The sequence below is a fragment of the Kitasatospora cathayae genome (assembly GCF_027627435.1).
Classification (GTDB): Bacteria; Actinomycetota; Actinomycetes; order Streptomycetales; family Streptomycetaceae; genus Kitasatospora; species Kitasatospora cathayae.
On sequence record NZ_CP115450.1, the window covers coordinates 4,469,706 to 4,494,635 of the forward strand.

Genomic DNA, 24,930 nt, shown 5'->3' on the forward strand with positions numbered 1-24,930 from the left:
TTCGCTGTCGTGGGGGAGGCCGGCCCGGTGTTGCGGGGGGTCGGCGGTATCAAGGACCAACCTTCTCATCACTGGCGGTCCGATCCCGGCCATCCGGGCTGCTGGCGCGCGGTGTCTGCGCGGGACCGTCGCCCGCCGAGCCGTCCGCCGGGTCGTTCTCGGCGGGGCCCTGGGTGCGTTCCGGTGCGGTGGCCCCCGGCTCCTCCGGCTCGGTCCCGGCGGCGCCGTCCGGGCCGTCCGTCGCCGGGCCGTCGCCGACCGGCTGGTCGCCGTCCTCGTGCGGATGCCCGCCGCGGCGCTTGCGCTGGCGGAAGAAGCGCAGCGCGGCCAGCACCAGCAGTACGGCGGCGCCGGCGAAGACGTACAGCACTCCGTTGGTCACCGAGGTGACCTCGACCGTGAAGGTCTTGGGCTCGCCGTACGGCCTCGCGTCGGGGCCGGTGGTCCACAGCTGGGCGGTCATCTGGACCGGGCCGTTGTTGCGCGCCTCCGCGTTGAAGCGCAGGGTGACGCTCTGCGAGGGCGGGAGGACCAGGTCCTCCGGCTTGCCCACCCCCAGCCGGTTCGGCTGGTTGGAGGTGAGCCGCAGCTTCAGGTTGGTGACCGTCTGGGTGAGGTCGTTGCGCACGCTGACCTGGATCTGGCCGGTGTTCCCCGACAGGGTGACCACCTTCTTCGGCGGCACCTGGACGGCGCGGGTGAGCTCCGTCAGGTACCCGCCGACGCCCTTGCGGTAGTCCTCGCCGGCCAGGGCCTGGGGGCGCCACTCGGTGGACAGCGAGCGGACCATGGCGGCGCTGAACGGGCCGCGCACCCGCTGGGGCAGGGTGAGCACCCGCATCAGGGTGTCGAGGTCCCACTGGAGCTTGTCGGTGCCGCTCAGGGCGGAGGCCGGCAGTTCGGAGGCCCGGGCCTGGGTCGGGTAGTCGGCGGGCGACGGGACGGTGGTGTTGGCCTTCGGGTCCGGCGCGGACTGGGCCAGTGCGTCCAGCTTCGCCGGGGTCAGCCACTTGTCGGTCGCCGTCTGCAGCGCCCCCGCCAGCACCTTGGCGGTGGCGGCGGTCATCTCGCGCGGCGGCATGACCAGCAGGCCGCGCTGGTTCTGCGGCTGCTCGTGGGTGATCGTGAAGGTCTCGGCCAGGAATCGCTGGGTCGCGTCGGTCTGGTCCTTCGGGTCGCTCAGGTCCTTCTGGAGGAGCGAGGAGACCGTGTCGTCGGCGACCACGGCGCTCTGCCCGTTGCCGATCGGGCGCACCGCGGTCGGCGTGTAGTTCACCGAGTCAGGGTCGGGCATGCTCGCGCCGTTGACCAGCACCAGGCTGCTGCCCGTCTGCCGGGCGAAGCCGGCGATCTGCTGGTCGAGGTAGCCCTGGTAGGGCCAGGCCACGTCGGAGCGGGTGTCCACGGAGAGCCGGCCCTCGACGGTCAGCCGGCCGGCGGTGGCCGCCTTGTCCAGGGCGGTGCCCATGCCGGACAGGTCGGCGCCGTTGTGGGCGATCGAGGCGAGGTCCGGGTCGGCGTACGGCAGCGCGATGACCTGGCTGCCCGACTTGGCGACGGCCGCGCGCAGCTTGTTCAGCCAGGCCTCGGCGGCGGGGGAGGCGTCGTGCTGGACGGTGTTGTCGTCCTTGGCGGACTTGCCCTCGGCCTCGCTGCCCGGCTTCTGCACCCGGTACTTGCCGGTCATCGCGAACGCGGCGTCCAGCAGGTCCGGGTCGATCACCCAGGTCAGCCCGGTCAGCTTGGAACCGGTGTCGACCAGCTCGTACAACCGCCCGCCCGGTGCGAGATCGGTGGCCAGGCTGTCGTCGCGCAGCACCGGGAGGGTCTGGTCGTTGTCGGCGGCGGTCTGCGCGGCCAGCACCGGCGCGTGCACCAGCGGCCAGAGCGTGGTGACCTTCGTCGGCTGGGCCTCGGTGCCGCCGGTGGAGAAGGGCAGGAAGGTGCGGGCGATGCCCAGGGCGCGGTCGCGCGGGTTGTCGTCGGTCGAGCCCCAGGCGTCCACCGCGAGCTCGTAGACGCCGCTCTCGGACAGCCCGAGGTCGCTCACCGCGACGCTCAGGGTGTACGGCAGGCTCTGGCCCGGCTTCAGCTCCGGCAGGGCGTACTGCGGGCTGTCCAGCTCGGTGCCGTCGTCGCCCCTCGGCGTGGTGCGGGTGGCCACGCCCTGGAGCTCGCTGCGCCGTTGCAGGGGCTTGGTGGAGGCCGGTTTGCGGACTGCCGCGTGGGCGCCCTTGAGGGCCGACTTGCCCGCGTTGGTGACGTGGCCGGTGATGGACACGGTGCCGTTGGGGACGGCCAGCTGCGGGGTCACCGACTCGATGGTCAGCGCCACCGGGTACTCCGCGGTGGCCGTGGCGTCGGCGGCCGGGCTGATGTTGCCGCCGGCCGGCAGCGCCATGGCGGGGGCGGCCGTGAACAGGGTCAGGGCGGCCGCGCAGGCGGCGGCGAAGCGGCGGGCCAGGCGGCCCGGGCTCCGTCCGTCGGCGGGACGTCCAGTCCGTCGGTCGGGTGGTCGGTGCGCCCCCAGGCCCGAGTGCCGTGCCGGCTCACTCACTCGTTTCGCCCTCGCCGTTCTGTTCGATCGCTCGCTGCTGATGCTGTCCGTCCGGCGGTGCTGCCGGACGTTCCCCGCTCGACGTTCTTCGCTCGACGCTGTGCGCCACCCTGCTGCCGCGGAAGGTTCCGCCGGCGTGGCGGCACGCGACACCGCATCCCCGGTTCCGGTGTCCGCGATCCGTCCACCGGCATGGTAACGATCCAGCCTGGCGTGCAGTGTTGCGGGCTGTGGGGTGAGACGCCCAAAACGTGCGGGCGGTTGACCTTCCGGGGCACGTACCCTTGTGAGCCGTGTCCACTGCCAATGAGCCCACCGCGCGCACCGATCGTTCCAGCACCGCCGTCCAGGCCGTCCCAGGCCTGAGCGAGGCCCAGACCCTGGGGCTGCAAGAGCTGCTGCGGGTGTCGCCGGTGGCCGACGAGATCGCCCGCCGGTTCCAGGCGGCCGGTCACCGGCTGGCCCTGGTCGGCGGCTCGGTGCGGGACGCGCTGCTCGGCCGGCTCGGCAACGACCTGGACTTCACCACCGACGCCCGCCCGCAGCAGGTGCTCAAGCTGGTCAAGGGCTGGGCGGACGCGGTCTGGGACGTCGGCATCGCCTTCGGCACCGTCGGCGCCCGCAAGGACACCCCCGAGGGCTCCTTCCTGATCGAGATCACCACCTACCGCTCCGAGGCGTACGACCGCACCTCCCGCAAGCCCGAGGTGACCTACGGCGACACCATCGAGCAGGACCTGGTCCGCCGGGACTTCACGGTCAACGCGATGGCCGTCGACCTGCCCGGCCGCGGCTTCGTCGACCCGCACCGCGGCCTGGAGGACCTGGAGGCCCGGGTGCTGCGCACCCCCGCCACCCCCGAGGAGTCCTTCTCCGACGACCCGCTGCGGATGATGCGGGCCGCCCGCTTCGCCGCCCAGCTGGACTTCGAACCGGCGCCCGAGGTGGTCGCCGCGATGACCGCGATGGCCGAGCGGATCACCATCGTCTCGGCCGAGCGGGTGCAGGCCGAGCTGAACAAGCTGCTGCTGGCCCGGCACCCGGTGAAGGGCCTGCGGCTGCTGGTCGACACCGGTCTGGCCGGGTACGTGCTGCCGGAGCTGCCCGCGCTGAAGCTGGAGCGCGACGAGCACCACCGGCACAAGGACGTCTACGAGCACTCGCTGACCGTCCTGGAGCAGGCCATCGACCTGGAGCAGGACGGCCCGGACCTCACCCTGCGGCTGGCCGCGCTGCTGCACGACATCGGCAAGCCGCGCACCCGCCGCTTCGAGTCGGACGGCCGGGTCTCCTTCCACCACCACGAGGTGGTCGGCGCCAAGATGACCCGCAAGCGGATGCGCGAGCTCAAGTACTCCAAGGAGCTCACCGAGGACGTCTCGCGCCTGGTCGAGCTGCACCTGCGCTTCCACGGGTACGGCGGCGGGGAGTGGACCGACTCCGCGGTGCGCCGCTACGTCACCGACGCCGGGCCGCTGCTGGAGCGCCTGCACAAGCTGACCCGCTCCGACTGCACCACCCGCAACAAGAAGAAGGCGGCCGCGCTCTCGCGCACCTACGACGGCCTGGAGCAGCGGATCTCCGAGCTGAAGGCGCAGGAGGAGCTGGACGCGATCCGCCCGGCGCTGGACGGCAACCAGATCATGGAGCTGCTCGGGCTGAAGCCCGGCCCGCAGGTCGGCAAGGCGTACAAGCACATGCTCGAACTGCGGCTGGAGCAGGGGCCGATGGAGCACGACGAGGCGGTCGCGGCGCTGCGGGCCTGGTGGGCCGGGCAGCAGGGCTGACCGCGACAGCGGCGACGGAACGAGGGGCGGCCCCGGTGCGGGTGCCGCCCCTCGCCCGTGCGCGGGATCACTTCAGGTGCTTGAGGCAGAGCACGTAGTCCAGTGCCGGCCAGTTCGGGTGGGTGCGGGTGTAGGAGCTGTCCGCCTTGGGCTGCTTCTGGCAGGCCTTCTCGTCGGAGGTGGCGAAGTACTTGTAGACCACCTTGTACTGCGCCTTGGAGTCGGTGCAGGGCAGCACGGAGATCTTCGGGTGGTCGTCGCTGGTCCCGTCGTTGCGCAGGCAGTCACCGATCTTGGCGTCGTCCACCGCGTCGGACGGGTCGGTCGGGGTGGCGATCGGCGGCAGGGTGATGCTCGGCAGCGTGAAGGACGGCATCGGGGGCGGCGGGGTGAAGCTGAAGGTGGGCTGCGGCGACGGGGAGAAGGTGACCGTGTTGGTCGGCGTCGACGAGCCGACCGGGGTGCCGTTCTTCGGGCCGATCACGCCGGTGGCGACCAGGATCCCGGTGGTCAGCAGGGAGACCGGCACCAGCAGCATCGCCAGGTGCGGGCGGCTGCTCAGCGGGGCGCCCGGGTCGAGCTGCGGGCCGTGGGTGCCCGGCATCGGCGGCGGCAGCCGCTTGATCCTGCCGTGGGCGCCGAGGTTCATCAGCAGGGTGATCAGGGTCAGCAGCGGCGACACCCAGCTCCACCAGCCCTGGACGAGCGTCCGGGCGGACATGTCGCGCACGGTGGCCGTTCCGCAGGTGTGGCAGAACGGGCCGTGCATCCGCAGCATCCGGAACGCGACTATCAGGCCCTGGTGGCCGCGGACGGTGGCGCGCACGGCGGGGAAGCCCCCGCAGAAGCGGCAGTGCTCCCCGTCCGTCGGGGCCGGAGGGGGGTAGCCGTAGCCGCCGTAGTCGTAACCGGGCGGCTGGGCGCCGTACGGCTGCTCCGGCGGCGGGGCGCTCGGGTAGCCGTACCCGGGCGGGCCCGGCGGGGGCGGTGCGCCGTACGGGCCGCCGGCGTACGGGCTGCCGCCACCGGGCGGCGGGCCGTAGGGCGACTGGGGCGGAGGCGGAACGGACAAGAGGTCCCCCGGAGAAGGATGGCGGCGGAAGAGGTCAGGATTTCTTCACCGGCGGGTAGCCGGTGGTGGGGGTCAGCGGGCCGAGGCAGAGCACGTACCGCTTCTTGTTCCAACGGCGTCCGCTCTTGCCCGAGACGGTGCTGGTGGTCTGCGGCGTCTGCCGGCAGCGGGTCACGTCGGTGGTGCCGGTGAACTTCGACAGCACCTTGTAATTGGCCTTGGAGTCAGTGCAGTTGACGATCTCGACGTCGCGCGAGCCGCTCACCCGGACGCAGTCGCCGGGCTTGGCGCTGCTCACGTTCGGACCGCTCAGGAAGTAGCCGGCCGCGACCACGACGCAGCCGCCGACCACTCCGACGACCCGCAGCTTGGACCGGACACCGCGCTTGGCGGGCGGTGCCGCGGGCGGCTGGGCGGGTTGCGGGTAGCCGTACGGGCCGGCGGGCGGCTGCTGCCCGTACGGCTGCTGTGCCTGGGGCGCCTGGGCGTACGGGTTCTGCGCGTACGGGTTCTGCGCGTACGGGTTCGGCGGGTACGGCTGCCGGCCGTACGCGGGCGGGGGCGGGCCGTACCCGGGCGCGGCGGGTGGCGGCGGCCCGTACGGGCCGGTCGGTGTGCTCATCAGTTCGTCCCCCGAGACCGAGTGCTGTCGTTCCGACAGGTTTACGTACCTTAGCGACTCGGTCGGACGCAATCGGTCCGGAGTCCGTCCGGGATTTCGGGACGAGGTGGTTTCGATTCCGGTACCGGACGGTTTCAGTGACCGCCGCCGGGGAGCGGGCCGGACCGCCGGGCGGCCCGCAGGTAGAGCGCCGCGGCCAGCGCGTACACCCCGGCCACCCCGACGACCACCGTGACCGAGCGGCCGGACAGCGGCAGCACCAACGCGGTGACCAGGGCGGCGGCCACGAAGGCGACGTTGAACAGCACGTCGTAGATGGCGAACACCCGGCCGCGGAACTCGTCCTCGACCGACTCCTGCACCACGGTGTCGGCGCAGATCTTGGTGCCCTGGGTGACCACTCCGAGCAGCAGGGCGGCGGCCAGGCAGGGGATCGGGGCGAAGAACAGGCCGAGCGCGGGGACGAAGACCACCGGGGCGAGCAGGCAGACCGTCATCCAGCCGGCCAGGCCGAGCCGGCGGGTGCACCAGGGGCTGACCACCGCGGCGACGAAGAAGCCGGCGGCCGACAGGCCGACCGCCTGGCCGAGGGTGGCCAGTCCGGCCGCGCTGTCGGTCGGGTCGTTGAAGGTGTACCGGGCGAGCATCACCACGACCACGATCAGCACGCCGTAGCAGAACCGGGCCGCGGTGACGGCGGCCAGCGCGTGCACGGCGGGCCGGCAGTCCCGCACCAGGTGGCGGACGGCGGCGCCGAGTTCGACGGCGGCCCGCTTCAGCGCCTGGCCGAGCGCGGGGTGGTCGCCGTGCCGCTCCGGACCGAGCAGGTCGCGGTCCATCCGACGGGCCGCCAGCGCGGCCGACAGGTAGAGCAGCGAGGCGACGGTGACCAGCGCGGCGTCCGCCTCCGGCCCGGGGACCATCAGCTGGTGCAGCAGGAAGCCGATGCCCCCGCCCGAGGCGGCGGCGACTGTCCCGAGGGTGGGGGACAGGGCGTTGGCGGTGACCAGGGTGTCCTGCTCGACCACCCGGGGCAGGGCGGCGGACAGGCCGGCCAGGATGAACCGGTTGAGCGCGGTGACCAGCAGCGCCGAGGCGAAGAACAGCCAGGTCGGCGCCTGGACCAGGAGCAGCGCGCCGGTGCCCAGCCCCAGCCCGAAGCGGGCCAGGTTGCCGAAGTAGAGCACCTGGCGGCGGCGCCAGCGGTCCAGCAGCACCCCGGCGAACGGGCCGATCACCGAGAACGGCAGCAGCATCACGGCCAGCACCGAGGCGATGTCGGCGGGGGAGGACTGCTTCTCCGGGGAGAAGACCACGTAGGCGGCGAGCGAGACCTGGAAGACGCCGTCCGAGAGTTGGGAGAGGATCCGGGCGGTCAGCAGCCGCCGGAAGTCCCGGCCGCGGAGCAGACCGAGGAGCGTGGCGCGGTGCGCGGACTGGTGGGTGCTGCCGTTCTCGGTGATCGCCACCCGCCCAGAGTGCCACGGAACCGGGCGCCGTTTCACGTGAAACATTCGCTGCGGGAACGTGAAGGGCTCACGATCAGATGATCGTGAGCCCTTCGGAAGAGCTAGGAGCAGTCAGCTCAGCGCTCGACGTTCGACAGTCGCGAACCGAGCTGCGCTCAGCGCTCGACCTCGCCGCGGATGAACTTCTCGACGTTCTCCTTGGCCTCGTCGTCGAAGTACTGGACCGGCGGGGACTTCATGAAGTACGAGGAGGCCGACAGGATCGGGCCGCCGATGCCGCGGTCCTTGGCGATCTTCGCGGCACGCACGGCGTCGATGATGACACCCGCGGAGTTCGGGGAGTCCCAGACCTCGAGCTTGTACTCCAGGTTCAGCGGGACGTCGCCGAACGCGCGGCCCTCGAGGCGGACGTAGGCCCACTTGCGGTCGTCCAGCCAGGCCACGTAGTCCGAGGGGCCGATGTGGACGTTCTTGGCGCCCAGCTCGCGGTCGCGGATCTGCGAGGTGACGGCCTGGGTCTTGGAGATCTTCTTGGACTCCAGGCGCTCGCGCTCGAGCATGTTCTTGAAGTCCATGTTGCCGCCGACGTTCAGCTGCATGGTGCGCTCGAGGATGACACCGCGGTCCTCGAACAGCTTGGCCATCACGCGGTGCGTGATGGTGGCGCCGACCTGGGACTTGATGTCGTCACCGACGATCGGCACGCCGGCCTCGGTGAACTTGTCCGCCCACTCCTTGGTGCCCGCGATGAACACCGGCAGGGCGTTCACGAAGGCGACCTTGGCGTCGATGGCGCACTGGGCGTAGAACTTGGCCGCGTCCTCGGAGCCGACGGGCAGGTAGCAGACCAGGACGTCGACCTGCTTGTCCTTGAGGACCTGGACGACGTCGACCGGGGCCTCGTCCGACTCCTCGATGGTCTCCCGGTAGTACTTGCCGAGGCCGTCGAGGGTGTGGCCGCGCTGGACGGTCACGCCGGTCGGCGGGACGTCGCAGATCTTGATGGTGTTGTTCTCGCTGTTGCCGATGGCGTCGGCCAGGTCGAAGCCGACCTTCTTGGCGTCGACGTCGAAGGCGGCGACGAACTCCACGTCACGGACGTGGTAGTCACCGAACTGGACGTGCATCAGCCCGGGGACCTTGCCGGCCGGGTCGGCGTCCTTGTAGTACTCGACACCCTGCACCAGCGACGCGGCGCAGTTGCCCACGCCCACGATGGCTACGCGAACCGAACCCATTCCGGTTGCTCCCTGTGATCTCATGAGGGCCGTCGGGGTCGACGGCACTCGTCCTGCTTCTTCGATGACTGCTTGTACGGGCGCGAGGCGCCCACTCCTGCCGCGTGGCACAGGGCTGACGCGGTGTCAGCGCTCCTGGGCGGAGCGCCCCGGGCGGTCGTACGGTGGCCCGGACGGGTCGCGGGACCCGGTCTCCTGGCCACGGCCGTCCGAAGTCTTGGGGGGTACGGCGGTGACGTTCCCGTCCGTGGCGGGCCCGGTCCGGCCGGTGCGGTTGGCCCGTTCGGTCTCGATCAGCTCGTTGAGCCACCGGACCTCGCGTTCCACCGACTCCAGGCCGTGCCGCTGGAGTTCGACGGTGTAGTCGTCGAACCGTTCGCGGGCGCGGGCCAGCGAGCTGCGCATCCGCTCCAGGCGCTCCTCCAGCCGGCTGCGGCGACCCTCCAGGACGCGCATCCGGACGGCCCGGTCGGTCTGGCCGAAGAAGGCGAAGTGGACGCCGAAGCGCTCGTCCTCCCAGGCGTCCGGACCGGAGTCGGCGAGCAACTCCTCGAAGCGCTGCTTGCCCTCGGGGGAGAGCCGGTAGACGATCTTCGACCGCTTGCCGTTGAGCGCGGTGGCCGGGACGTACTCGACGTCCGGGTTGTCCTCGACCAGGAAACCCTGGGCGACCAGGCTCTTCAGGCACGGGTAGAGCGTTCCGTAGGAGAGCGCCCGCAGTGCTCCGAGCAGGATGTTGAGCCGCTTGCGCAGCTCGTAGCCGTGCATCGGGGCGTCATGGAGCAGGCCGAGAACGGCGAACTCCAGCACTCCTGAGCGCCTGCCCACTGCCGTCGTCCTCCTTCCCCTTGACCCTCGCTCCGGCCGCTGCATCCGGCGGTATGCCGCTTCGATGTATCGGCTCGATATATCGAGAACAGTAAACCCGGCCCTCGGAACGAGCAAGGGGGGCACGCGTGAATGTGATCACAAGCCGACGCGCGGGTGGGGTTGGCAACGGGCATGTAATGATCTGTCGCCGTTTTGCGGTTATTGGCGACTGATGCCCGATTAGTTGTATTTCAGCGCTGCGTACGCTGTCGCGTGTGCACGAGGACCAACCTCCGGGGTTAGGGCGGTCCGGGCATCGGACAGGAACCCTGCCTTCAGGCCGCCAAGGCCTGGCGAGGAGCGGCTGAGAACATGAGCGAGCGACGGCGAAGGACGCCCAACCCGGGCGGTGACGGGCAGCAGCCCCCGGGAGGCGGAGGTCGTCGGGGTGGTCCCGGACCCGACGAGCTGGCTTCGGACGGGCTCGGCCACCGACGCCGGCCGGGCCTCCGGGAGACCGCCCAGCAGCCCCGGATGACCCGTGCCGAGATGCGCAAGGCCGCCCAGAAGAAGGGCAAGGGCGGTGGTCGTCGCGGCGGCGCCGACGCCTCCGCCGCGGCCGGCCCCGGCAAGAAGCGCTTCATCGACTACCCGCGCTGGGGCAAGACCGGCGTCCGGCGCTGGCTGCCGTCCTGGAAGCAGTGGCTGAGCGCCTTCCTGCTGTTCTTCGCCACCGGCGTGGGCGTCGTGTTCTACCTCTACCAGACCACCACGGTTCCGCAGCTCAAGGACCTGGTGAAGGAGCAGAACACCATCTACTTCTGGGCCGACGGCACGGAGATGACCCGCAAGGGCGACACCAACCGGCAGATCGTCGAACTGGGCGACATCAGCCCCAACCTGCAGAACGCCGTCATCTCGGCGGAGAACGAGACCTTCCGCACCGACAGCGGCATCGACCCCAAGGGCATGCTGCGCGCCGTCTACAACATGGCGAAGGGCGGCGAGACCCAGGGCGCCTCGACGATCACCCAGCAGTACGTCAAGAACGCCTATCTCAGCCAGGAGCAGACCATCAGCCGCAAGCTGAAGGAATTCTTCATCACGCTGAAGATCAACCAGACGACGGGCAAGGACGACATCCTCAAGGGCTACCTCAACACCAGCTGGTTCGGCCGCAACGCCAACGGCGCCCAGGCCGCCGCCCAGGCCTACTACGGCGTCAACGCCAAGGACCTGAACCTCTGCCAGAGCGCGATGCTGGCCGGTCTGCTGAAGGGCGCGAACTACTACGACCCCTCCAAGCCGGGCAACCACGACCGGGCAGTGGAGCGCTGGAAGTGGATCCTGGACCGGATGGTGATCACCCACAACACCACCCCGGAGGAGCGGGCGAAGTGCACCACCTTCCCCGAGCCGATCGCGCCGAAGGCCAGCTCCAACATGAACGGTGAGATCAGCTACCTGGTCGACACCGCCAACCAGTACGTGATGACCACCGACAAGTCGATCACCCAGCAGATGATCGACAAGGGTGGCCTGAAGATCTACACCACCTTCGAGAAGGACAAGGTCGACGCCCTGAAGAAGGCCGTCGACGACGTCAAGGCCGAGAACCTCGACCCGCAGAAGCGCCCCAACAACGACACCTTCGTCCAGTTCGGCGCCGCCAGCCTGCGTCCGGGGGACGGGGCGATGGTCGCCATCTACGGCGGCGACGGCGTGGAGAACGGCCACTTCGACAACAACGCCAACGCCGGCGGCGTCCAGGTCGGCTCGACCTTCAAGCCCTTCGTGCTGGCCACCGCGATGCAGGTCGGCGTGCAGACCGCGAAGGACGGCGACGGCAAGCCGAAGCGGATCAACGCCGACAGCCGCTACCTCGCCGACGACATGTCCGAGATCCGCAAGCCGGACGGCTCGCTGGTGATCGGCGACGACGGCAAGCCCTACCGGCAGAAGAACGAGGACTCCGGCAAGCGCGGCTACGTCTCGCTGCGGCAGGCCATGCAGTGGTCGTACAACGTGCCCTTCGTCCAGCTCAACCAGGACGTGGGCGGCCCGGCCGTGGCCGACATGGCCGTGCAGATGGGCATCAAGCGGGAGAGCCTGGCCGACCCGAAGACCGCGACCTTCCCGCTCGGCACCTCCACCATCAGCCCGATCCGGATGGCCACCGGTTACGGCACCCTGGCCGCCAGCGGCAAGGAGGCCGAGCCGTACTCGGTCACCAAGGTCGAGGTGGACGGCAAGGAGCGCCCGGGCTTCGGCAAGAAGGACGCCAAGGTGGCGCTGGAGCCGGCCGTCGCCGACAACGTCACCGACGTGCTGGTGAACGTGGCCAAGAACGGTACCGGCTCCAAGACCAACGGCCTGGGCCGCCCGGTGGCCGGCAAGACCGGTACCACCGACCAGAACAAGTCGGCCTGGTGGGTCGGCTACACCCCGCAGCTGGTCACCAGCGTCGCGATGTGGCGCGAGGACCCGAGCAAGCACGACCGGGAGTCGCTCAACGGCACCGGCGGCAAGGAGTCCATCCACGGTGGTGACATCCCCACCGACATCTTCACCCGCTACATGAAGGCCGCGCTGGCCAACGAGAAGAAGATGGACTTCCCGACCCCGCAGCAGGTCGGCACCGAGGTGGACTCCTCGGGCGCGCCCTCCACGGTCACGGCGACGCCCACCCAGACCGCGACGGAGACCCCGTCGGCCCCGGTCCAGACCCAGGCGCCGGTCCAGCAGCCGACCCAGCAGCCGACCCAGCCCACCCAGGGCGGCGGCTGCGTGCCGGGCGTGGACTGCCAGCCCACCCCGCCGCCGACGCACAACCCCAAGCCGACGCCGACGAACACCTGCCTCCTGTTCGACTGCTCGGTGCCGTCGCCGACCAGCAGCACGGGCGGCAGCGGCAAACCCGGCGGCGGCGGCAAGCCGACCCCGACCACCACGCCCTAGCCGGGCGGGCGGCGATCCGGTCCGGCCGGTGAGACACACGGCGGTGGCGGTCCTCCTCGGAGGGCCGCCACCGCCGTTTCGTCACGATTCGCCGCCCGCGCCCCGCCCGCACCGCCGGACCACCGTGGGGTCCTCCTCGTTCCGGCGGATCCGGTGCGGCAGGATGTCCGGCATGACGTCGAGCGATCGTGACGAAACCGCGGGCCCGCAGGGGCCCGGCGCCGCCACCGGGCCCACGCCGGCAGCCGTCGCCGCGGCCGCGCCGGCGACCGACACCGTCGTCGTCCCGGCCGACGAGGACCGGGTGGCGGCGGCCGGCAGCGAGGTGTTCGGCGGCCCGCCCGGACGGCGGGCCCTGCTCGGCGTCTCCTGGTGGATCCCGGTGCGGGTGCTGGCGCTGGTGGTGATCGTGGTCTCGGCGCTCGGCATGGTGCACGACCTGCCCTGCTACGACCAGGCCTGGTTCCAGCCGGGGTCGCCGCAGTACATCCACGCCTGCTACAGCGACATCCCGCACCTGTTCTCCGGCCGCGGCTTCTCGGCCGGGCTGCACCCGTACGTGGACCGGATCCCCGGCACCACGGGGGACCTGCAGTACCTCGAGTACCCGGTGCTGACCGGACTGTTCATGCAGGTCGCGGCCTGGCTGACGCCCGGCGGCGGCACCGAGCAGGCCCAGGAGCAGTGGTTCTGGGCGATCAACGCCGGAATGCTGATGGCCTGCGCCGTGGTCGCCGTGGTCGCGCTCTCCCGCACCCACCGCCGCCGCCCCTGGGACGCGATGCTGTTCGCGCTCTCGCCGGTCCTGCTGCTCAACGGCACCGTCAACTGGGACCTGCTCGCGGTCGCCCTGGCCGCCGTGGCGATGGCCTGGTGGGCCCACTCCCGGCCGGGCTGGGCCGGTGTGTTCATCGGCCTGGCCACCGCGGCCAAGCTCTACCCGCTGCTGCTGATCGGCCCGCTGCTGGTGCTCTGCTGGCGGGCCGGGAAGTGGCGCGAGTTCCGGGTGGTGCTCGGCGGCGCGGTGGGCGCCTGGCTGGTGGTCAACCTGCCGATCATGCTGGCCAACTGGCAGGGCTGGTCGACCTTCTACGTCTTCAGCGAGCACCGCGGCGAGGACTACGGCTCGTTCTGGCTGATCCTGATGCAGAACCGCGGGGTCGGGCTGGCCGACCTCGACCTCTACATCGGCGTGCTGATGGTGCTGGGCTGCGCGGCCATAGCGTGGCTCGGCCTCTCGGCGCCCCGCCGACCGCGGTTCGCCCAGCTGGCCTTCCTGGTGGTCGCGCTGTTCGTACTGGTCAACAAGGTGTACTCGCCGCAGTACGCGCTCTGGCTGCTGCCGCTCGCGGCGCTGGCCCGGCCGCGCTGGCGCGACGTCCTGATCTGGCAGGCCTGCGAGGTGCTCTACACCCTCGGCATCTGGTCCCACCTGGGCTTCGTCACCGGGCCCAAGCAGCACGGGATCGGCGAGACCTGGTACCACTTCGCGATCGTGCTGCACCTGCTGGGCACGCTCTACCTGGTCGTGCTGGTGGTCCGCGACGCCCTCCACCCGGACCGCGACCCGGTGCGCTGGGACGGCAGCGACGACCCCTCCGGCGGGGTGCTCGACCACGCCCCGGACGCGTTCACGCTCGGCACCGCCCGGCACCTGCACGAGGACGAGAGCTACGCCGGACACGCGTCGGCCGGCTCCTTCGAGCAGTGGCTGGAGGAGCCACGGCGGTCGGAGCCGGCCGAGAAGCAGTAGCGCGAGCGGGCACCGGCCCGGAGGCGAGCCGAGCGCCGATGGGGGAGCCGCTAGCGGTCCACCACGCGGTCGAAGTGCGTGGTGGTGTGCCGGACCTGGAGGCCCAGTTCCTCGCCGATCGCCGGGGGCGCGGTCTCCCCGTCCAGGAACAGCAGCGAGACCTGCATGTGCGGCGGCTCGGCGAACCAGAGCTGCTTGCCCGCCCAGTGGAACGGCGACTTGGTCTTGTTGACGGTCGCCAGACCGGCCCGGGCGATGCCCTTGGCCCGCGCGCCCATGCTGGCCACGTACTTGGGGGCCTCCAGGCCGATGCCGTGCGCGGTGCCGCCGGCGACCACCAGGATGTGGCCGTCGGCGGGCGCCGGGTGCTGGCGGTAGCCGTAGCGGTCGCCCTTCTTCACCGGGGTGACGTCCAGCACCGTGGCCCGGACCTCCAGTGCGCCGTGGTCGCCCAGCCAGAGCCGGGTGCCGATCCGGGCCCGGAAGACGGTGTCCGGGTAGCGCTGGGTCAGCTGGTCCATGCCGGCCGCGCCCAGGTGGCTGACGAAGACGGTGTGCACCGGGATGCCGGCCGCCTTCGCGGTGTCCACCCAGTACATGACCTCCTCGACCGGGCTGGAGCCGTCCGGCCGGTCCATCGGCAGGTGCAGCGCGAGGCCCTCGAAGGAGACGCCGTCCAGCTCGGTGGCGACGGTGCGCAGGTCGGCGGCGCTCACGCCGTGCCGGCGCATGGTGGTCATGCACTCCAGCACCACCCGGGCGCCGTGCAGCGCGCGCAGCGCGTCCACGCCGGCCACCGTCCGGATCACCCGGGCGTGCGGCAGCGGGAGCGCCTCCTCGCCGACCCGGTAGGGGGTGAGCACCAGGAGCTCGCCGCCGTACCACTCGGCGGCGTCGGCCGCCTCGTACGCGGTGCCGACGGCCAGCACCCCGGTGCCGAGCAGCGTCGCCTCCTCGGCCAGCCGGTGGTTGCCCAGGCCGTAGCCGTTCCCCTTGGCGACCGGCACCAGGCCGGGGAACTCGGCGAGGACGGAGCGCTGGTGGGTGCGCCAGCGTTCGGTGTCGAGGTAGAGCGACAGCGTCATCGGGTCAGCCTCCTCAGCGGCGGGACATGTAGAGGTCGAGGGCCTTGTGCAGCAGCTTGTTCAGCGGGAAGTCCCACTCGCCGAGGTACTCGGCCGCCTGGCCACCGGTGCCGACCTTGAACTGGATCAGACCGAACAGGTGGTCGTTCTCGTCCAGGGTGTCACTGATGCCGCGCAGGTCGTACACGCCGCCGCCGAGGGCGTAGGCGTCGCGCATCATCCGCCACTGGATCGCGTTGGAGGGCTTGACCTCGCGCTTGTGGTTGGCCGAGGCGCCGTAGGAGTACCAGACGTGCTCGCCGACCACCAGCATCGTGGTCGAGGCCAGCGGCTCGCCCTCGTGGTAGGCGATGTAGAGCCGCATCCGGTTCGGGTCCTCGGCGTTGAGGGCGTTCCACATGCGCTGGAAGTAGGCCAGCGGGCGCGGGGTGAACTTGTCGCGCTCGGCGGTGACCAGGTAGAGCTGGTGGAAGATCGGCAGCTCGTCGTAGCCGCCCTGGACCACCTCGACGCCGCTCTTCTCGGCCTTCTTGATGTTGCGGCGCCAGAGCTGGTTGAAGCCCTTCTGGATGTCGTCCAGCGAGCGGTTGGCCAGCGGCACCTGGTACACGTAGCGCGGCTGGACGTCGCCGAAGCCCGCCCCGCCGTCCTCGCCCTGCAGCCAGCCGGCCTTGCGCAGCCGGTCGGCCACCTCGAAGGCGCGCGCCTCGTACCAGTCGGCCTCGACGTCGCGCAGCCGCTTGGCCTGCTTGGCGGCGATGGCCTCCTTGATGGTGGCGGCGTTCCAGCGGCGGATGACCACCGGCGGGCCCATCTTCACCGAGAAGGCGCCCTGCGACTTCAGGTGCGCCAGCATCGGGGAGAGCCAGCGGTCGAGGTCGCGGTCGAACCAGTCGATCACCGGGCCCTCGGGCAGGTAGGCGAGGTAGCGCTTGACCTTCGGCAGCTGGCGGTACAGGACCAGACCGGCGCCGACCAGCTGGTTGTGCTCGTCGAACCAGCCGATCGACTCGGAACGCCACTCGGCCTTCACGTCACCCCAGGCCGGCACCTGCATGTGGCTGGCCGAGGCGCGGCTCCTGATGAAGGCGAGGTGCTCCTCGCGGGTGATCGTCCTCAGGCGAAGGCTCATTGCTCGGTGCTCCTCGTCGGTCGGGCTGCGGTGGCCCCAGGTTCTCGGGCTGACCTTATCGTCCGGGGCCCGGGCGCCCGCCGCTGCGGGCACGACGGCGCCCCCGTCGGGTACCTGTCTTCCTGCAGATACGCGAGGGGGGCGCCGGGGGTTCCTGGAGGCGGGGTCCTCAGACCATGCCGCCGCGGGCGATGCCGAGGTAGAAACCGATCGCGGAGGCGCCGAGCGTGATCATCAGGACGAAGCGCTCGGCGGTGGTGACCGAGACGAACATGCCCCACAGCCCCGTGACGATCCCGGCCAGGCCGGTCCACGAGGTCAGCACGTGCAGGTTGTAGAAGAACGAGGTGGTGAAGGCGATCGCGCCCAGCACGGCGGTCAGGGCCACCAGGGTGTTCTCGCGGGGGTGCGGGTGGCCGTCGGTGTTCAGCGTGAGCGCGGGCATGCGGTGGACGGACTGGGCCATGAGTCCCACCTCCTGGCGTGGAGACGAACGGGCAGGAATCCCGTTCGTCCAGATTGCGGCGGTCCGGTCCGTCTCACAACCCCTGTGCGTTTTGTTCGGCCGTCCGGGTGCAGGTAGGCTGTGCCGTCTGCACTGGTGTAGTTGTGCCCCCTTGCGCCCTCTTTCGGGTGACACCCTCTTTCGGGTGGGCGGGGCCCGACTGTCCGACCCGGCCGCTACGGTGGGCCGGAGTCGTCACCGCACCGGTGCCGACGCTACGCACAACCCTCCTGCCACGGAGAGACCGTGGCCGCTGAGTCCAAAGGAGGTGGGTTACTCATGCGTCACTACGAGCTGATGGTCATCCTCGACCCCTCGGTCGAGGAGCGTGCTGTCTCCCCCCTGATCGAGTCCTTCCTCGCCGTCGTCCGCAACGCCGGTGGCAAGGTTGAGAAGGTCGACACCTGGGGTCGCCGCCGTCTGGCTTACGAGATCAACAAGCAGTCCGAGGGCATCTACTCGGTCATCGACCTGAAGGCCACGCCTGAGGTCGTCAAGGAGCTCGACCGCCAGCTGGGCCTGAGCGAGTCGGTTCTGCGGACCAAGGTCCTGCGCCCGGACACCCACTGAGCCACCTCTGAGGCCTTCGGGTCTCGGGTAGCTCGCGACCGTTGTTTCACGTGAAACAGCGGTGAACGGACATCTTCCCGAGAGGTCATCACCACCATGGCAGGCGAGACCGTCATCACCCTCGTCGGCAATCTCGTCGACGACCCCGAGCTGCGCTTCACCCCGTCGGGTGCGGCGGTCGCGAAGTTCCGCATCGCGTCCACCCCCCGCACCTTCGACCGTCAGACGAACGAGTGGAAGGACGGCGAGAGCCTCTTCCTCACGTGCAACGTCTGGCGTCAGCCGGCGGAGAACGTGGCCGAATCGCTGCAGCGCGGCATGCGCGTCATCGTGCAGGGCCGACTGCGCCAGCGGTCTTACGAGACCAAGGAAGGCGAGAAGCGGACGGTCTTCGAGGTCGAGGTCGACGAGGTCGGCCCGAGCCTGCGATCGGCGACCGCGAAGGTCACCCGGGCCAACCGGTCCGGCGGCCCCGGTGGCGGCTTCGGCGGCCAGCAGGGTGGCGGCCAGGGCGGTTGGGGCGGCGGTGGCGGCCAGCAGGGCGGCGGCTGGGGTGGAAACTCCGGCGGCGGCCAGTCCGGCCCCTCCGACGACCCGTGGGCGTCCAGCGCCCCGTCGTCCGGTGGCAACCAGGGTGGCGGCGGCTGGGGCGGTGCCCCGTCCGGCGGCGGCTACTCGGAAGAGCCCCCGTTCTAAGAGCTGACAGATTTCGTGCGGCCCGACCGACGGCGTCCCCGGACGCCGGTCGGGTCGTGAACCCCAAATGGAGCACACCATGGCGAAGCCGCCTGCTCGCAAGCCCAAGAAGAAGGTTTGCGTCTTCTGCAAGGACAAGGTCAACTACGTTGACTACAAGGACACGAACCTGCTGCGGAAGTACATCTCCGACCGCGGCAAGATCCGTGCCCGCCGGGTCACCGGCAACTGCACCCAGCACCAGCGTGACGTCGCCACGGCCGTGAAGAACAGCCGTGAGATGGCGCTGCTGCCCTACACCAGCACCGCGCGCTAAGAGAGGGTGACCGAGTAATGAAGATCATCCTCACGCACGAGGTGCCGGGTCTCGGCTCCGCCGGCGAGGTCGTCGAGGTCAAGGACGGCTACGCCCGCAACTACCTGGTCCCGCGTGGCTACGCCATCCGCTGGACCAAGGGTGGTCAGAAGGACGTCGACGCCATCCGTCGCGCCCGCAAGATCCACGAGATCCAGACCCTCGAGGCCGCCAACGAGGTCAAGGGCAAGCTCGAGGGCGTCCAGGTCAAGCTGGCCGTTCGCTCGGGTGACGCCGGCCGCCTGTTCGGTTCGGTGACCCAGTCCGACGTCGTCGAGGCCATCAAGGCCGCCGGTGGCCCGGCTGTGGACAAGCGCGCCGTCGCGATCGCCTCGCCGATCAAGACCGTGGGCACCCACAAGGTCTCGGTCAAGCTGCACTCGGACGTCGTGGCCAACCTCGACGTCGCCGTCGTGGCTGCCTGAGTTCCGTAGCAGTGGCCTGAGGGCCGGACTCCGCGAGGAGTCCGGCCCTCGGTCGTTCCCGGGGCCCGGGATCGTCGGAAAGGCCCTCAGCTCCGGACGGCCCCGGTGACCAGCCAGCGGCCGCCGCGGGCGCGGGCGACCAGGAAGACGGCGCGGACCAGCATGAACAGGTTCATCGCCCACCACAGCCCGGCCAGCCCGGTGCCGGTGGCCGGCACCGCGACGGCCACCGGGGCGAACACCGCCAGGGTCGCGAGCGCCGCCCGGGCGAGGTACGGGCCGTCCCCGGCGCCCATCAGCACGCCGTCCAGCACGAAGACCAGGCCGGCCACCGGCTGGCTGAGCGCGAGCAGCAGCAGGGCGGTGTGCAGCTGCCCCTGGACCACCGGGTCGGGCGTGAACAGCGGGACGTACAGCGGGCGGGCGAGTACCACCAGCAGGCCCAGCACCACCCCGGAGCCCAGGCCCCACTCGACCATCCGCCGGGTGGCCGCCCGGGCGCCCGGGGCGTCCGAGGCGCCCAGGTAGCGGCCGATGATCGCCTGCCCGGCGATCGCGATGGCGTCCAGCGCGAAGGCCAGGAAGCTGAACAGCGTCATGGTGATCTGGTGCGCGGCCACCTGGTCGTCGCCGAGCCGGGCGGCCACCGCGGTGGCGATCATCAGCACCGCGCGCAGGCTGACCGTCCGGACCAGCAGCGGGCCGCCCGCCCTGGCACCGGCCCGGATGCCCGCCGGGTCCGGCCGCAGCGAGGCCCGCTCCCGGCGGGCGCCGCGGACCACCACGACCAGGTAGACGGCGGCCATCCCGGTCTGCGCCAGCACGGTGCCCCAGGCCGAGCCGGCCACCCCGAGCCCGGCGCCGTACACCAGCCCGGCGTTCAGGCCGATGTTGGCGGTGAAGCCCGCGACGGCAACCACCAGCGGCGTGCGGGTGTCCTGGAGGCCGCGCAGCACGCCGGTGGCGGCCAGCACCAGGAGCATCGCCGGGATGCCCAGGGAGCTGATCCGCAGGTACGTCACGGCGTACGGCGCCGCGGTCGGCGAGGCGCCCAGCACCCCGGCGGCCCAGGGCGCCAGCAGCAGGGTGAGCAGGACCACCGGGACGGCCAGGCCGAGGGCGAGCCAGAGCCCGTCGACGCCCTGCTGGACGGCACCCCGGCGGTCCCCGGCGCCGATCCGGCGGGCCACCGCGGCGGTGGTGGCGTAGGCGAGGAAGACGAACACCCCGGTCGCGGTGGTGAGGGCGGCGGAGGCGACGCCGACCCCGGCGAGCTGCGGAGTGCCGAGATGGCCGACGATCGCGGAGTCGGCCATCAGGAACAGCGGCTCGGCGACCAGTGCGCCGAAGGCGGGCACCGCCAGGGCGAGGATCTCGCGGTCGTGGCTGCGTCTGGAGGGCTCGGAGGGGGCGGCACGCATGCGGTCCAGGGTACTCATCCACAGGTAACAGGCCAACAGCCAATTCAGTCATTACTCGGCAGTGGGGTGTGCGCGCTCCGCCCGGTCGGCGCCCACAGCCGTCCGGGTGTGTGTGAAGAATTTCTCATGCACAGGCCTGGGAAGGGGTAATCGCAGGTCAGAACATTGACGGTGGATCGATCGTCTGGTTATCCACAGGAGCTTCCACAGGGGTGTCCACAGCTTTGCGGCAGTTCTCCACAGCCAGGGGCCGGTCGTCCACACCCCCTGTGGATAACCGCCTTGGCGCGAGGGCGTCCGGCGCCTTAGCGTGGGCTCTCCACCCGACACTCCCACCGGCCCGGCGTCCGATTTGTCGGTGCCGTGGCGTACAACAGGAGCGGCTCCGCTCCACCCAGCCACCGGCAAGGCCCGCTCCAACTTCGCACCACTCGCTGATCGGGGAACACGCGTGACCGGCCCCCAGTACGACGACCACGACGCCCCGCCGCCGGAGGAGGACTGGCAGACCGCCGAGGACCCCTTCCCGGTGGGCGCCTTCGACGACGCCCCCTTCCCGGACGGGCCCGGCGACCGGCTCCCGGTCTCCCGCAACCGCGGCAACGGTCAGGGCGGCGGCCAGGGGGGCGGCAAGGGCGAGGGCTTCCGCAAGGGCGCCGGGTTCAGCCACAGCGGCAAGAAGGGCGACCGCCGGGACGACCGCGACCGCCGGGACGACGAGGGCCAGGGCGGCGTCGACGGCTTCGAGCGCGTCCCCCCGCAGGACCTCGCGGCCGAGCAGTCGGTGCTGGGCGGCATGCTGCTGTCCAAGGACGCCATCGCCGACGTGGTCGAGGTGCTCAAGCCGGCCGACTACTACCGGCCCGCGCACGAGATGATCCACGGCGCGATCCTCGACCTGTACGCCCGCGGCGAGCCGGCCGACCCGATCACCGTGGCCGGCGAGCTCACCAAGCGCGGCGAGCTGCAGCGCGTCGGCGGCGCCTCCTACCTGCACACCCTGGTCAACTCCGTCCCGACCGCGGCCAACGCCGAGTACTACGCCCAGATCGTCCACGAGCGCGCCGTGCTGCGCCGGCTGGTCGAGGCCGGCACCCGGATCGCCGGCATGGGCTACGCGGCCGAGGGCGACGTGGACGAGATCGTCAACGCCGCCCAGGCGGAGATCTACGCCGTCACCGAGCAGCGCACCAACGAGGACTACGCACCGCTGGCCGACATCATGGAGGGCGCCCTCGACGAGATCGAGGCGATCGGCTCCCGCAACGGCCAGATGTCCGGCGTGCCGACCGGCTTCGCCGACTTCGACCAGCTCACCAACGGCCTGCACCCCGGTCAGATGATCGTCATCGCGGCCCGTCCCGCCATGGGCAAGTCCACCCTGGCGCTGGACTTCGCCCGGGCCTGTTCGATCCACCACAAGCTGCCGAGCGTGATCTTCTCGCTCGAAATGGGCCGCAACGAGATCGCCATGCGCCTGCTCTCCGCCGAGGCCCGGGTCGCGCTGCACCACATGCGCTCCGGCAACATGACGGACGACGACTGGACCAGGGTCGCCCGCCGGATGCCCGACGTCAGCGAGGCGCCGCTGTTCATCGACGACTCGCCGAACCTGTCGATGATGGAGATCCGCGCCAAGTGCCGTCGGCTCAAGCAGCGCAACGACATCAAGCTGATCGTCATCGACTACCTCCAGCTGATGCAGTCCGGCGGCTCCCGCCGGGCCGAGAACCGCCAGCAGGAGGTCTCGGACATGTCCCGTAACCTCAAGCTGCTGGCCAAGGAGCTGGAAGTACCGGTCATCGCGCTGTCCCAGCTGAACCGTGGTCCCGAACAGCGCACCGACAAGCGGCCGATGGTCTCCGACCTGCGGGAGTCCGGCTCGATCGAGCAGGACGCCGACATGGTCATCCTGCTTCACCGCGAGGACGCGTACGAGAAGGAGTCCCCGCGCGCGGGCGAGGCCGACCTGATCGTCGCCAAGCACCGCAACGGTCCGACCGCCACCATCACGGTCGCCTTCCAGGGCCACTACTCGCGCTTCGTCGACATGACCAGGGACTGACCGGGCCGATGGCGCTCCCCCCTCGGGCGGGGTGGGTGCCGTCAGACCGTGACGGTGGCGCGGAAGAGCGTGCTGCCGGTGCCGGAGAGGCGGGTCGGGGTGCCGGTGGCCGGGAGGAAGGCGGACTGGCCGCGGGCGAGGTCGAGCACGGCGCCGTCGGCGGCGGTGAGGCGCACGGTGCCCCCGGTGCAGAGCAGGATCTGCGGGGTGCGGCCGTCGATCTCGCGCTCGACGCCGTCCAGTTCGAAGCGGGAGAGCCGGAACTCGTCGATCGGGACGGGGTAGAGCTGCTCGCCGGGGGTGGCCCCGACCGGGACGGGGTGCACCACCTCGGGGGCGCCGGGCTCGAAGAGCACGACCTTCAGCAGCTCCGGCACGTCGATGTGCTTGGGGGTGAGGCCGGCCCGCAGCACGTTGTCCGAGTTGGCCTGCAGCTCCACGCAGACGCCGGACAGGTAGGCGTGCGGCACTCCGGCGCCCAGGTAGAGCGCCTCGCCGGCCCGCAGCCGGAAGTGGTTGAGCAGCATGCCGGCGATCACGCCGCGGTCGTCCGGGAAGTCCTCGGCGATCCGGGCGTACGGGGCGTGCTCGCCGTCCGGGTCCGACTCGGCCAGCGCCGCGACGGTCTTCCGGACGGTCCGCTCGGCGGTCGCGTCGTCCATGGTGAGCAGGGCGGCCAGGGCGCCGCGCAGCGCCTCGGCCTCCGCCCCGGCGTCGCCGCCGGCCCCGACCGACAGCAGCTTGATCAGCGGCTCCAGCTCGGGCACCGCGAGGGCGGCCATCAGGGCGGCCGCCTCGGCGGGCCGGCGGAAGCCGCAGAGACCCTCGAACTCGCCCAGCGCGCAGACCATTTCGGGCTTGTGGTTGTCGTCGCGGTAGCTGCGCTCGGGGGCGTCCAGCGGGATGCCGAGGCCGTTCTCGGCGGCGAAGCCGGCCCGGGCCTGCTCCAGCGTGGGGTGGGCCTGGATGGACAGCGGGATGCCCGCGGTGAGCACCTTGAAGAGGAACGGCAGGGTCGGACCGAACCGGGCCACGCTCGCGGCGCCGAGCTCGCCCTCGGGGTCGGCCGCGATCAGCTCGTCCAGCCGTCGCGGGCCTTCGCCGCGGTCGGCGCGGGACGGGTCGCCGGGGTGGGCGCCCATCCACAGCTCGGCCTGCGGTTCGCCGGTCGGCTCCTGCCCCAGCAGCTCGGGCAGGGCCGTGAGCGACCCCCAGGCGTACGGGCGGACGGTGTTGACGAGCCTGTCCATGCGCGCGGTCCTACTCCTTCGCTGACGGGGCCGGTGTGCCGGATCGCCGGGGCGGGCCCGGCGGTGCGGGCGGGTCCGGGCACGGGCAAGGGCATCGACCCTAGCTGACCTGGGTCGCCCGCGGGGAAACGGTGGCCATCCGGTGGGAGTGCCGTGGTCCGACCGGCGGTTCCCGGGCGCGGTAGTAGGATGCCAGGACGCAGTGGTCTCCGCCCCCCGCAGCATTTCCCCACCGTGGTCATCCCGTCGGCGGGCTGCCGGTGGGGCCGCGTTCCAGAGTGTGGGCGACGGTGTTCTGGCACTCCCCGCCATCGGCCGAGAGGTTTGTACGTGACCGTGAACCAGCAGAGTTTTGCTGATCTCGGCAAGGTCCTGGTGATCATCCCGACCTACAACGAGGCGGAGAACGTCCAGCGGATCGTCGGCCGGGTCCGGGCCTCGGTGCCCGAGGCCCACGTGCTGGTCGCCGACGACAACAGCCCCGACGGCACCGGCGAGCTGGCCGACAAGCTGGCCGCCGAGGACGGCAACGTCCACGTCATGCACCGCAAGGGCAAGGAGGGCCTGGGCGCCGCCTACCTCGCGGGCTTCCGCTGGGGCATCGACAACGGCTACGACGTCCTGGTCGAGATGGACGCGGACGGCTCGCACCAGCCCGAGGAACTGGACCGGCTGCTGAACGCGCTGCGCGGCGCCGACCTGGTGCTCGGCTCGCGCTGGGTGCCGGGCGGCCGGGTGGTGAACTGGCCGAAGTCGCGGCTGCTGCTCTCCCGCGGCGGCTCGACGTACTCGCGGCTGATGCTGGGCGTGCCGATCCGGGACGTCACCGGCGGCTACCGGGCCTTCCGCAAGGAGACCCTGCTGGGCCTGGGCATGGACGAGGTGGCCTCGGCCGGGTACTGCTTCCAGGTCGACCTCGCCTGGCGCACGGTGAAGGCGGGCTTCAAGGTCGCCGAGGTGCCGATCACCTTCGTCGAGCGCGAGCTCGGCGCCTCCAAGATGAGCCGCAACATCGTGGTCGAGGCGCTCTGGCGGGTGACCTCCTGGGGCATCGCCGACCGGGTGGCCCGCGTGCGCGGTGGCGCCGCGAAGCGCTGAGTTCCGAGTTCTCGTGACGAGGGCCCGTCTGCCGGGAACGGCGGGCGGGCCCTTCGGCGTAT

General features: G+C 71.2%; 20 protein-coding genes. 9 read left to right on the top strand and 11 right to left on the bottom strand.

Annotation, left to right across the window (positions count from 1 at the left end; translation table 11 throughout):
- Window positions 1-49: 49 nt before the first annotated feature.
- A complete protein-coding gene (locus tag O1G21_RS19840; protein ID WP_270145708.1) occupies window positions 50-2,557 on the bottom strand; it encodes a DUF6049 family protein in 2,508 nt (835 codons plus the stop codon).
- 362 nt (window positions 2,558-2,919) lie between these two features.
- Here O1G21_RS19840 and O1G21_RS19845 point away from each other — a divergent pair, with 362 nt between their 5' ends.
- Window positions 2,920-4,344 carry a CCA tRNA nucleotidyltransferase gene (locus O1G21_RS19845; RefSeq protein ID WP_270151114.1) on the top strand — a complete coding sequence of 475 codons (1,425 nt, stop codon included), beginning with the start codon at window positions 2,920-2,922 and terminating at the stop codon, window positions 4,342-4,344.
- Window positions 4,345-4,411: 67 nt separating this feature from the next.
- On the opposite strand, the gene O1G21_RS19850 is transcribed toward O1G21_RS19845, so the two are convergent.
- The 5 genes from O1G21_RS19850 to O1G21_RS19870 all read right to left on the bottom strand — a co-directional run bounded on the left by O1G21_RS19850 (window position 4,412) and on the right by O1G21_RS19870 (window position 9,573).
- The gene (locus O1G21_RS19850; RefSeq protein WP_270145709.1) at window positions 4,412-5,416 is read right to left on the bottom strand and encodes an LppU/SCO3897 family protein; all 1,005 of its coding nucleotides are present in this window, start codon (window positions 5,414-5,416) and stop codon (window positions 4,412-4,414) included.
- 34 nt (window positions 5,417-5,450) lie between these two features.
- Window positions 5,451-6,038 (bottom strand): LppU/SCO3897 family protein, encoded by a 588-nt coding sequence (locus tag O1G21_RS19855; RefSeq protein WP_270145711.1) that lies wholly within the window; start codon window positions 6,036-6,038, stop codon window positions 5,451-5,453.
- 134 nt (window positions 6,039-6,172) lie between these two features.
- Complete coding sequence (locus O1G21_RS19860; protein WP_270145713.1) at window positions 6,173-7,507, bottom strand: MFS transporter; 1,335 nt, start codon at window positions 7,505-7,507, stop codon at window positions 6,173-6,175.
- A gap of 155 nt (window positions 7,508-7,662) precedes the next feature.
- On the bottom strand, window positions 7,663-8,745 hold the full coding sequence (locus O1G21_RS19865) for an inositol-3-phosphate synthase (protein WP_030278269.1): 1,083 nt from the start codon (window positions 8,743-8,745) through the stop codon (window positions 7,663-7,665).
- A gap of 126 nt (window positions 8,746-8,871) precedes the next feature.
- Window positions 8,872-9,573 (bottom strand): PadR family transcriptional regulator, encoded by a 702-nt coding sequence (locus tag O1G21_RS19870; protein ID WP_270145715.1) that lies wholly within the window; start codon window positions 9,571-9,573, stop codon window positions 8,872-8,874.
- Between the two features lie 516 nt (window positions 9,574-10,089).
- On the opposite strand from O1G21_RS19870, the gene O1G21_RS19875 reads away from it, so the two are divergent.
- Complete coding sequence (locus O1G21_RS19875; RefSeq protein WP_270145716.1) at window positions 10,090-12,513, top strand: transglycosylase domain-containing protein; 2,424 nt, start codon at window positions 10,090-10,092, stop codon at window positions 12,511-12,513.
- A 172-nt stretch (window positions 12,514-12,685) separates the two neighbouring features.
- Window positions 12,686-14,266: a glycosyltransferase family 87 protein gene (locus O1G21_RS19880; protein WP_270145717.1), complete on the top strand. Its 1,581-nt coding sequence runs from the start codon at window positions 12,686-12,688 to the stop codon at window positions 14,264-14,266.
- Between the two features lie 50 nt (window positions 14,267-14,316).
- On the opposite strand, the gene O1G21_RS19885 is transcribed toward O1G21_RS19880, so the two are convergent.
- The 3 genes from O1G21_RS19885 to O1G21_RS19895 all read right to left on the bottom strand — a co-directional run bounded on the left by O1G21_RS19885 (window position 14,317) and on the right by O1G21_RS19895 (window position 16,949).
- Entirely contained in the window at window positions 14,317-15,351 is a 1,035-nt protein-coding gene (locus O1G21_RS19885) for an alanine racemase (RefSeq protein ID WP_270145718.1), read from the bottom strand.
- 13 nt (window positions 15,352-15,364) lie between these two features.
- Entirely contained in the window at window positions 15,365-16,483 is a 1,119-nt protein-coding gene (locus O1G21_RS19890) for a lipid II:glycine glycyltransferase FemX (protein ID WP_270145719.1), read from the bottom strand.
- Between the two features lie 169 nt (window positions 16,484-16,652).
- Complete coding sequence (locus O1G21_RS19895) at window positions 16,653-16,949, bottom strand: hypothetical protein (RefSeq protein ID WP_270145720.1); 297 nt, start codon at window positions 16,947-16,949, stop codon at window positions 16,653-16,655.
- Between the two features lie 318 nt (window positions 16,950-17,267).
- On the opposite strand from O1G21_RS19895, the gene rpsF reads away from it, so the two are divergent.
- From rpsF to rplI, 4 genes are all read left to right on the top strand, one after another.
- On the top strand, window positions 17,268-17,558 hold the full coding sequence (gene rpsF / locus O1G21_RS19900; RefSeq protein WP_188298654.1) for a 30S ribosomal protein S6: 291 nt from the start codon (window positions 17,268-17,270) through the stop codon (window positions 17,556-17,558).
- A gap of 96 nt (window positions 17,559-17,654) precedes the next feature.
- The gene (locus O1G21_RS19905; RefSeq protein WP_270145721.1) at window positions 17,655-18,254 is read left to right on the top strand and encodes a single-stranded DNA-binding protein; all 600 of its coding nucleotides are present in this window, start codon (window positions 17,655-17,657) and stop codon (window positions 18,252-18,254) included.
- 79 nt (window positions 18,255-18,333) lie between these two features.
- A complete protein-coding gene (gene rpsR, locus O1G21_RS19910; protein ID WP_030059640.1) occupies window positions 18,334-18,570 on the top strand; it encodes a 30S ribosomal protein S18 in 237 nt (78 codons plus the stop codon).
- A gap of 17 nt (window positions 18,571-18,587) precedes the next feature.
- The gene (gene rplI, locus O1G21_RS19915; protein ID WP_270145722.1) at window positions 18,588-19,034 is read left to right on the top strand and encodes a 50S ribosomal protein L9; all 447 of its coding nucleotides are present in this window, start codon (window positions 18,588-18,590) and stop codon (window positions 19,032-19,034) included.
- 86 nt (window positions 19,035-19,120) lie between these two features.
- On the opposite strand, the gene O1G21_RS19920 is transcribed toward rplI, so the two are convergent.
- Window positions 19,121-20,455, bottom strand: coding sequence for an MATE family efflux transporter (locus O1G21_RS19920; protein ID WP_270145723.1), 1,335 nt, complete (start codon window positions 20,453-20,455; stop codon window positions 19,121-19,123).
- Window positions 20,456-20,984: 529 nt separating this feature from the next.
- Between O1G21_RS19920 and dnaB the strand changes: the two genes are divergently transcribed.
- A complete protein-coding gene (gene dnaB, locus O1G21_RS19925; RefSeq protein WP_270151116.1) occupies window positions 20,985-22,520 on the top strand; it encodes a replicative DNA helicase in 1,536 nt (511 codons plus the stop codon).
- A gap of 41 nt (window positions 22,521-22,561) precedes the next feature.
- Here dnaB and manA read toward each other — a convergent pair whose 3' ends face one another.
- Window positions 22,562-23,770, bottom strand: coding sequence for a mannose-6-phosphate isomerase, class I (manA, locus tag O1G21_RS19930; RefSeq protein WP_270145724.1), 1,209 nt, complete (start codon window positions 23,768-23,770; stop codon window positions 22,562-22,564).
- A 330-nt stretch (window positions 23,771-24,100) separates the two neighbouring features.
- On the opposite strand from manA, the gene O1G21_RS19935 reads away from it, so the two are divergent.
- Window positions 24,101-24,868: a polyprenol monophosphomannose synthase gene (locus tag O1G21_RS19935; RefSeq protein ID WP_270145725.1), complete on the top strand. Its 768-nt coding sequence runs from the start codon at window positions 24,101-24,103 to the stop codon at window positions 24,866-24,868.
- Window positions 24,869-24,930: the final 62 nt, after the last annotated feature.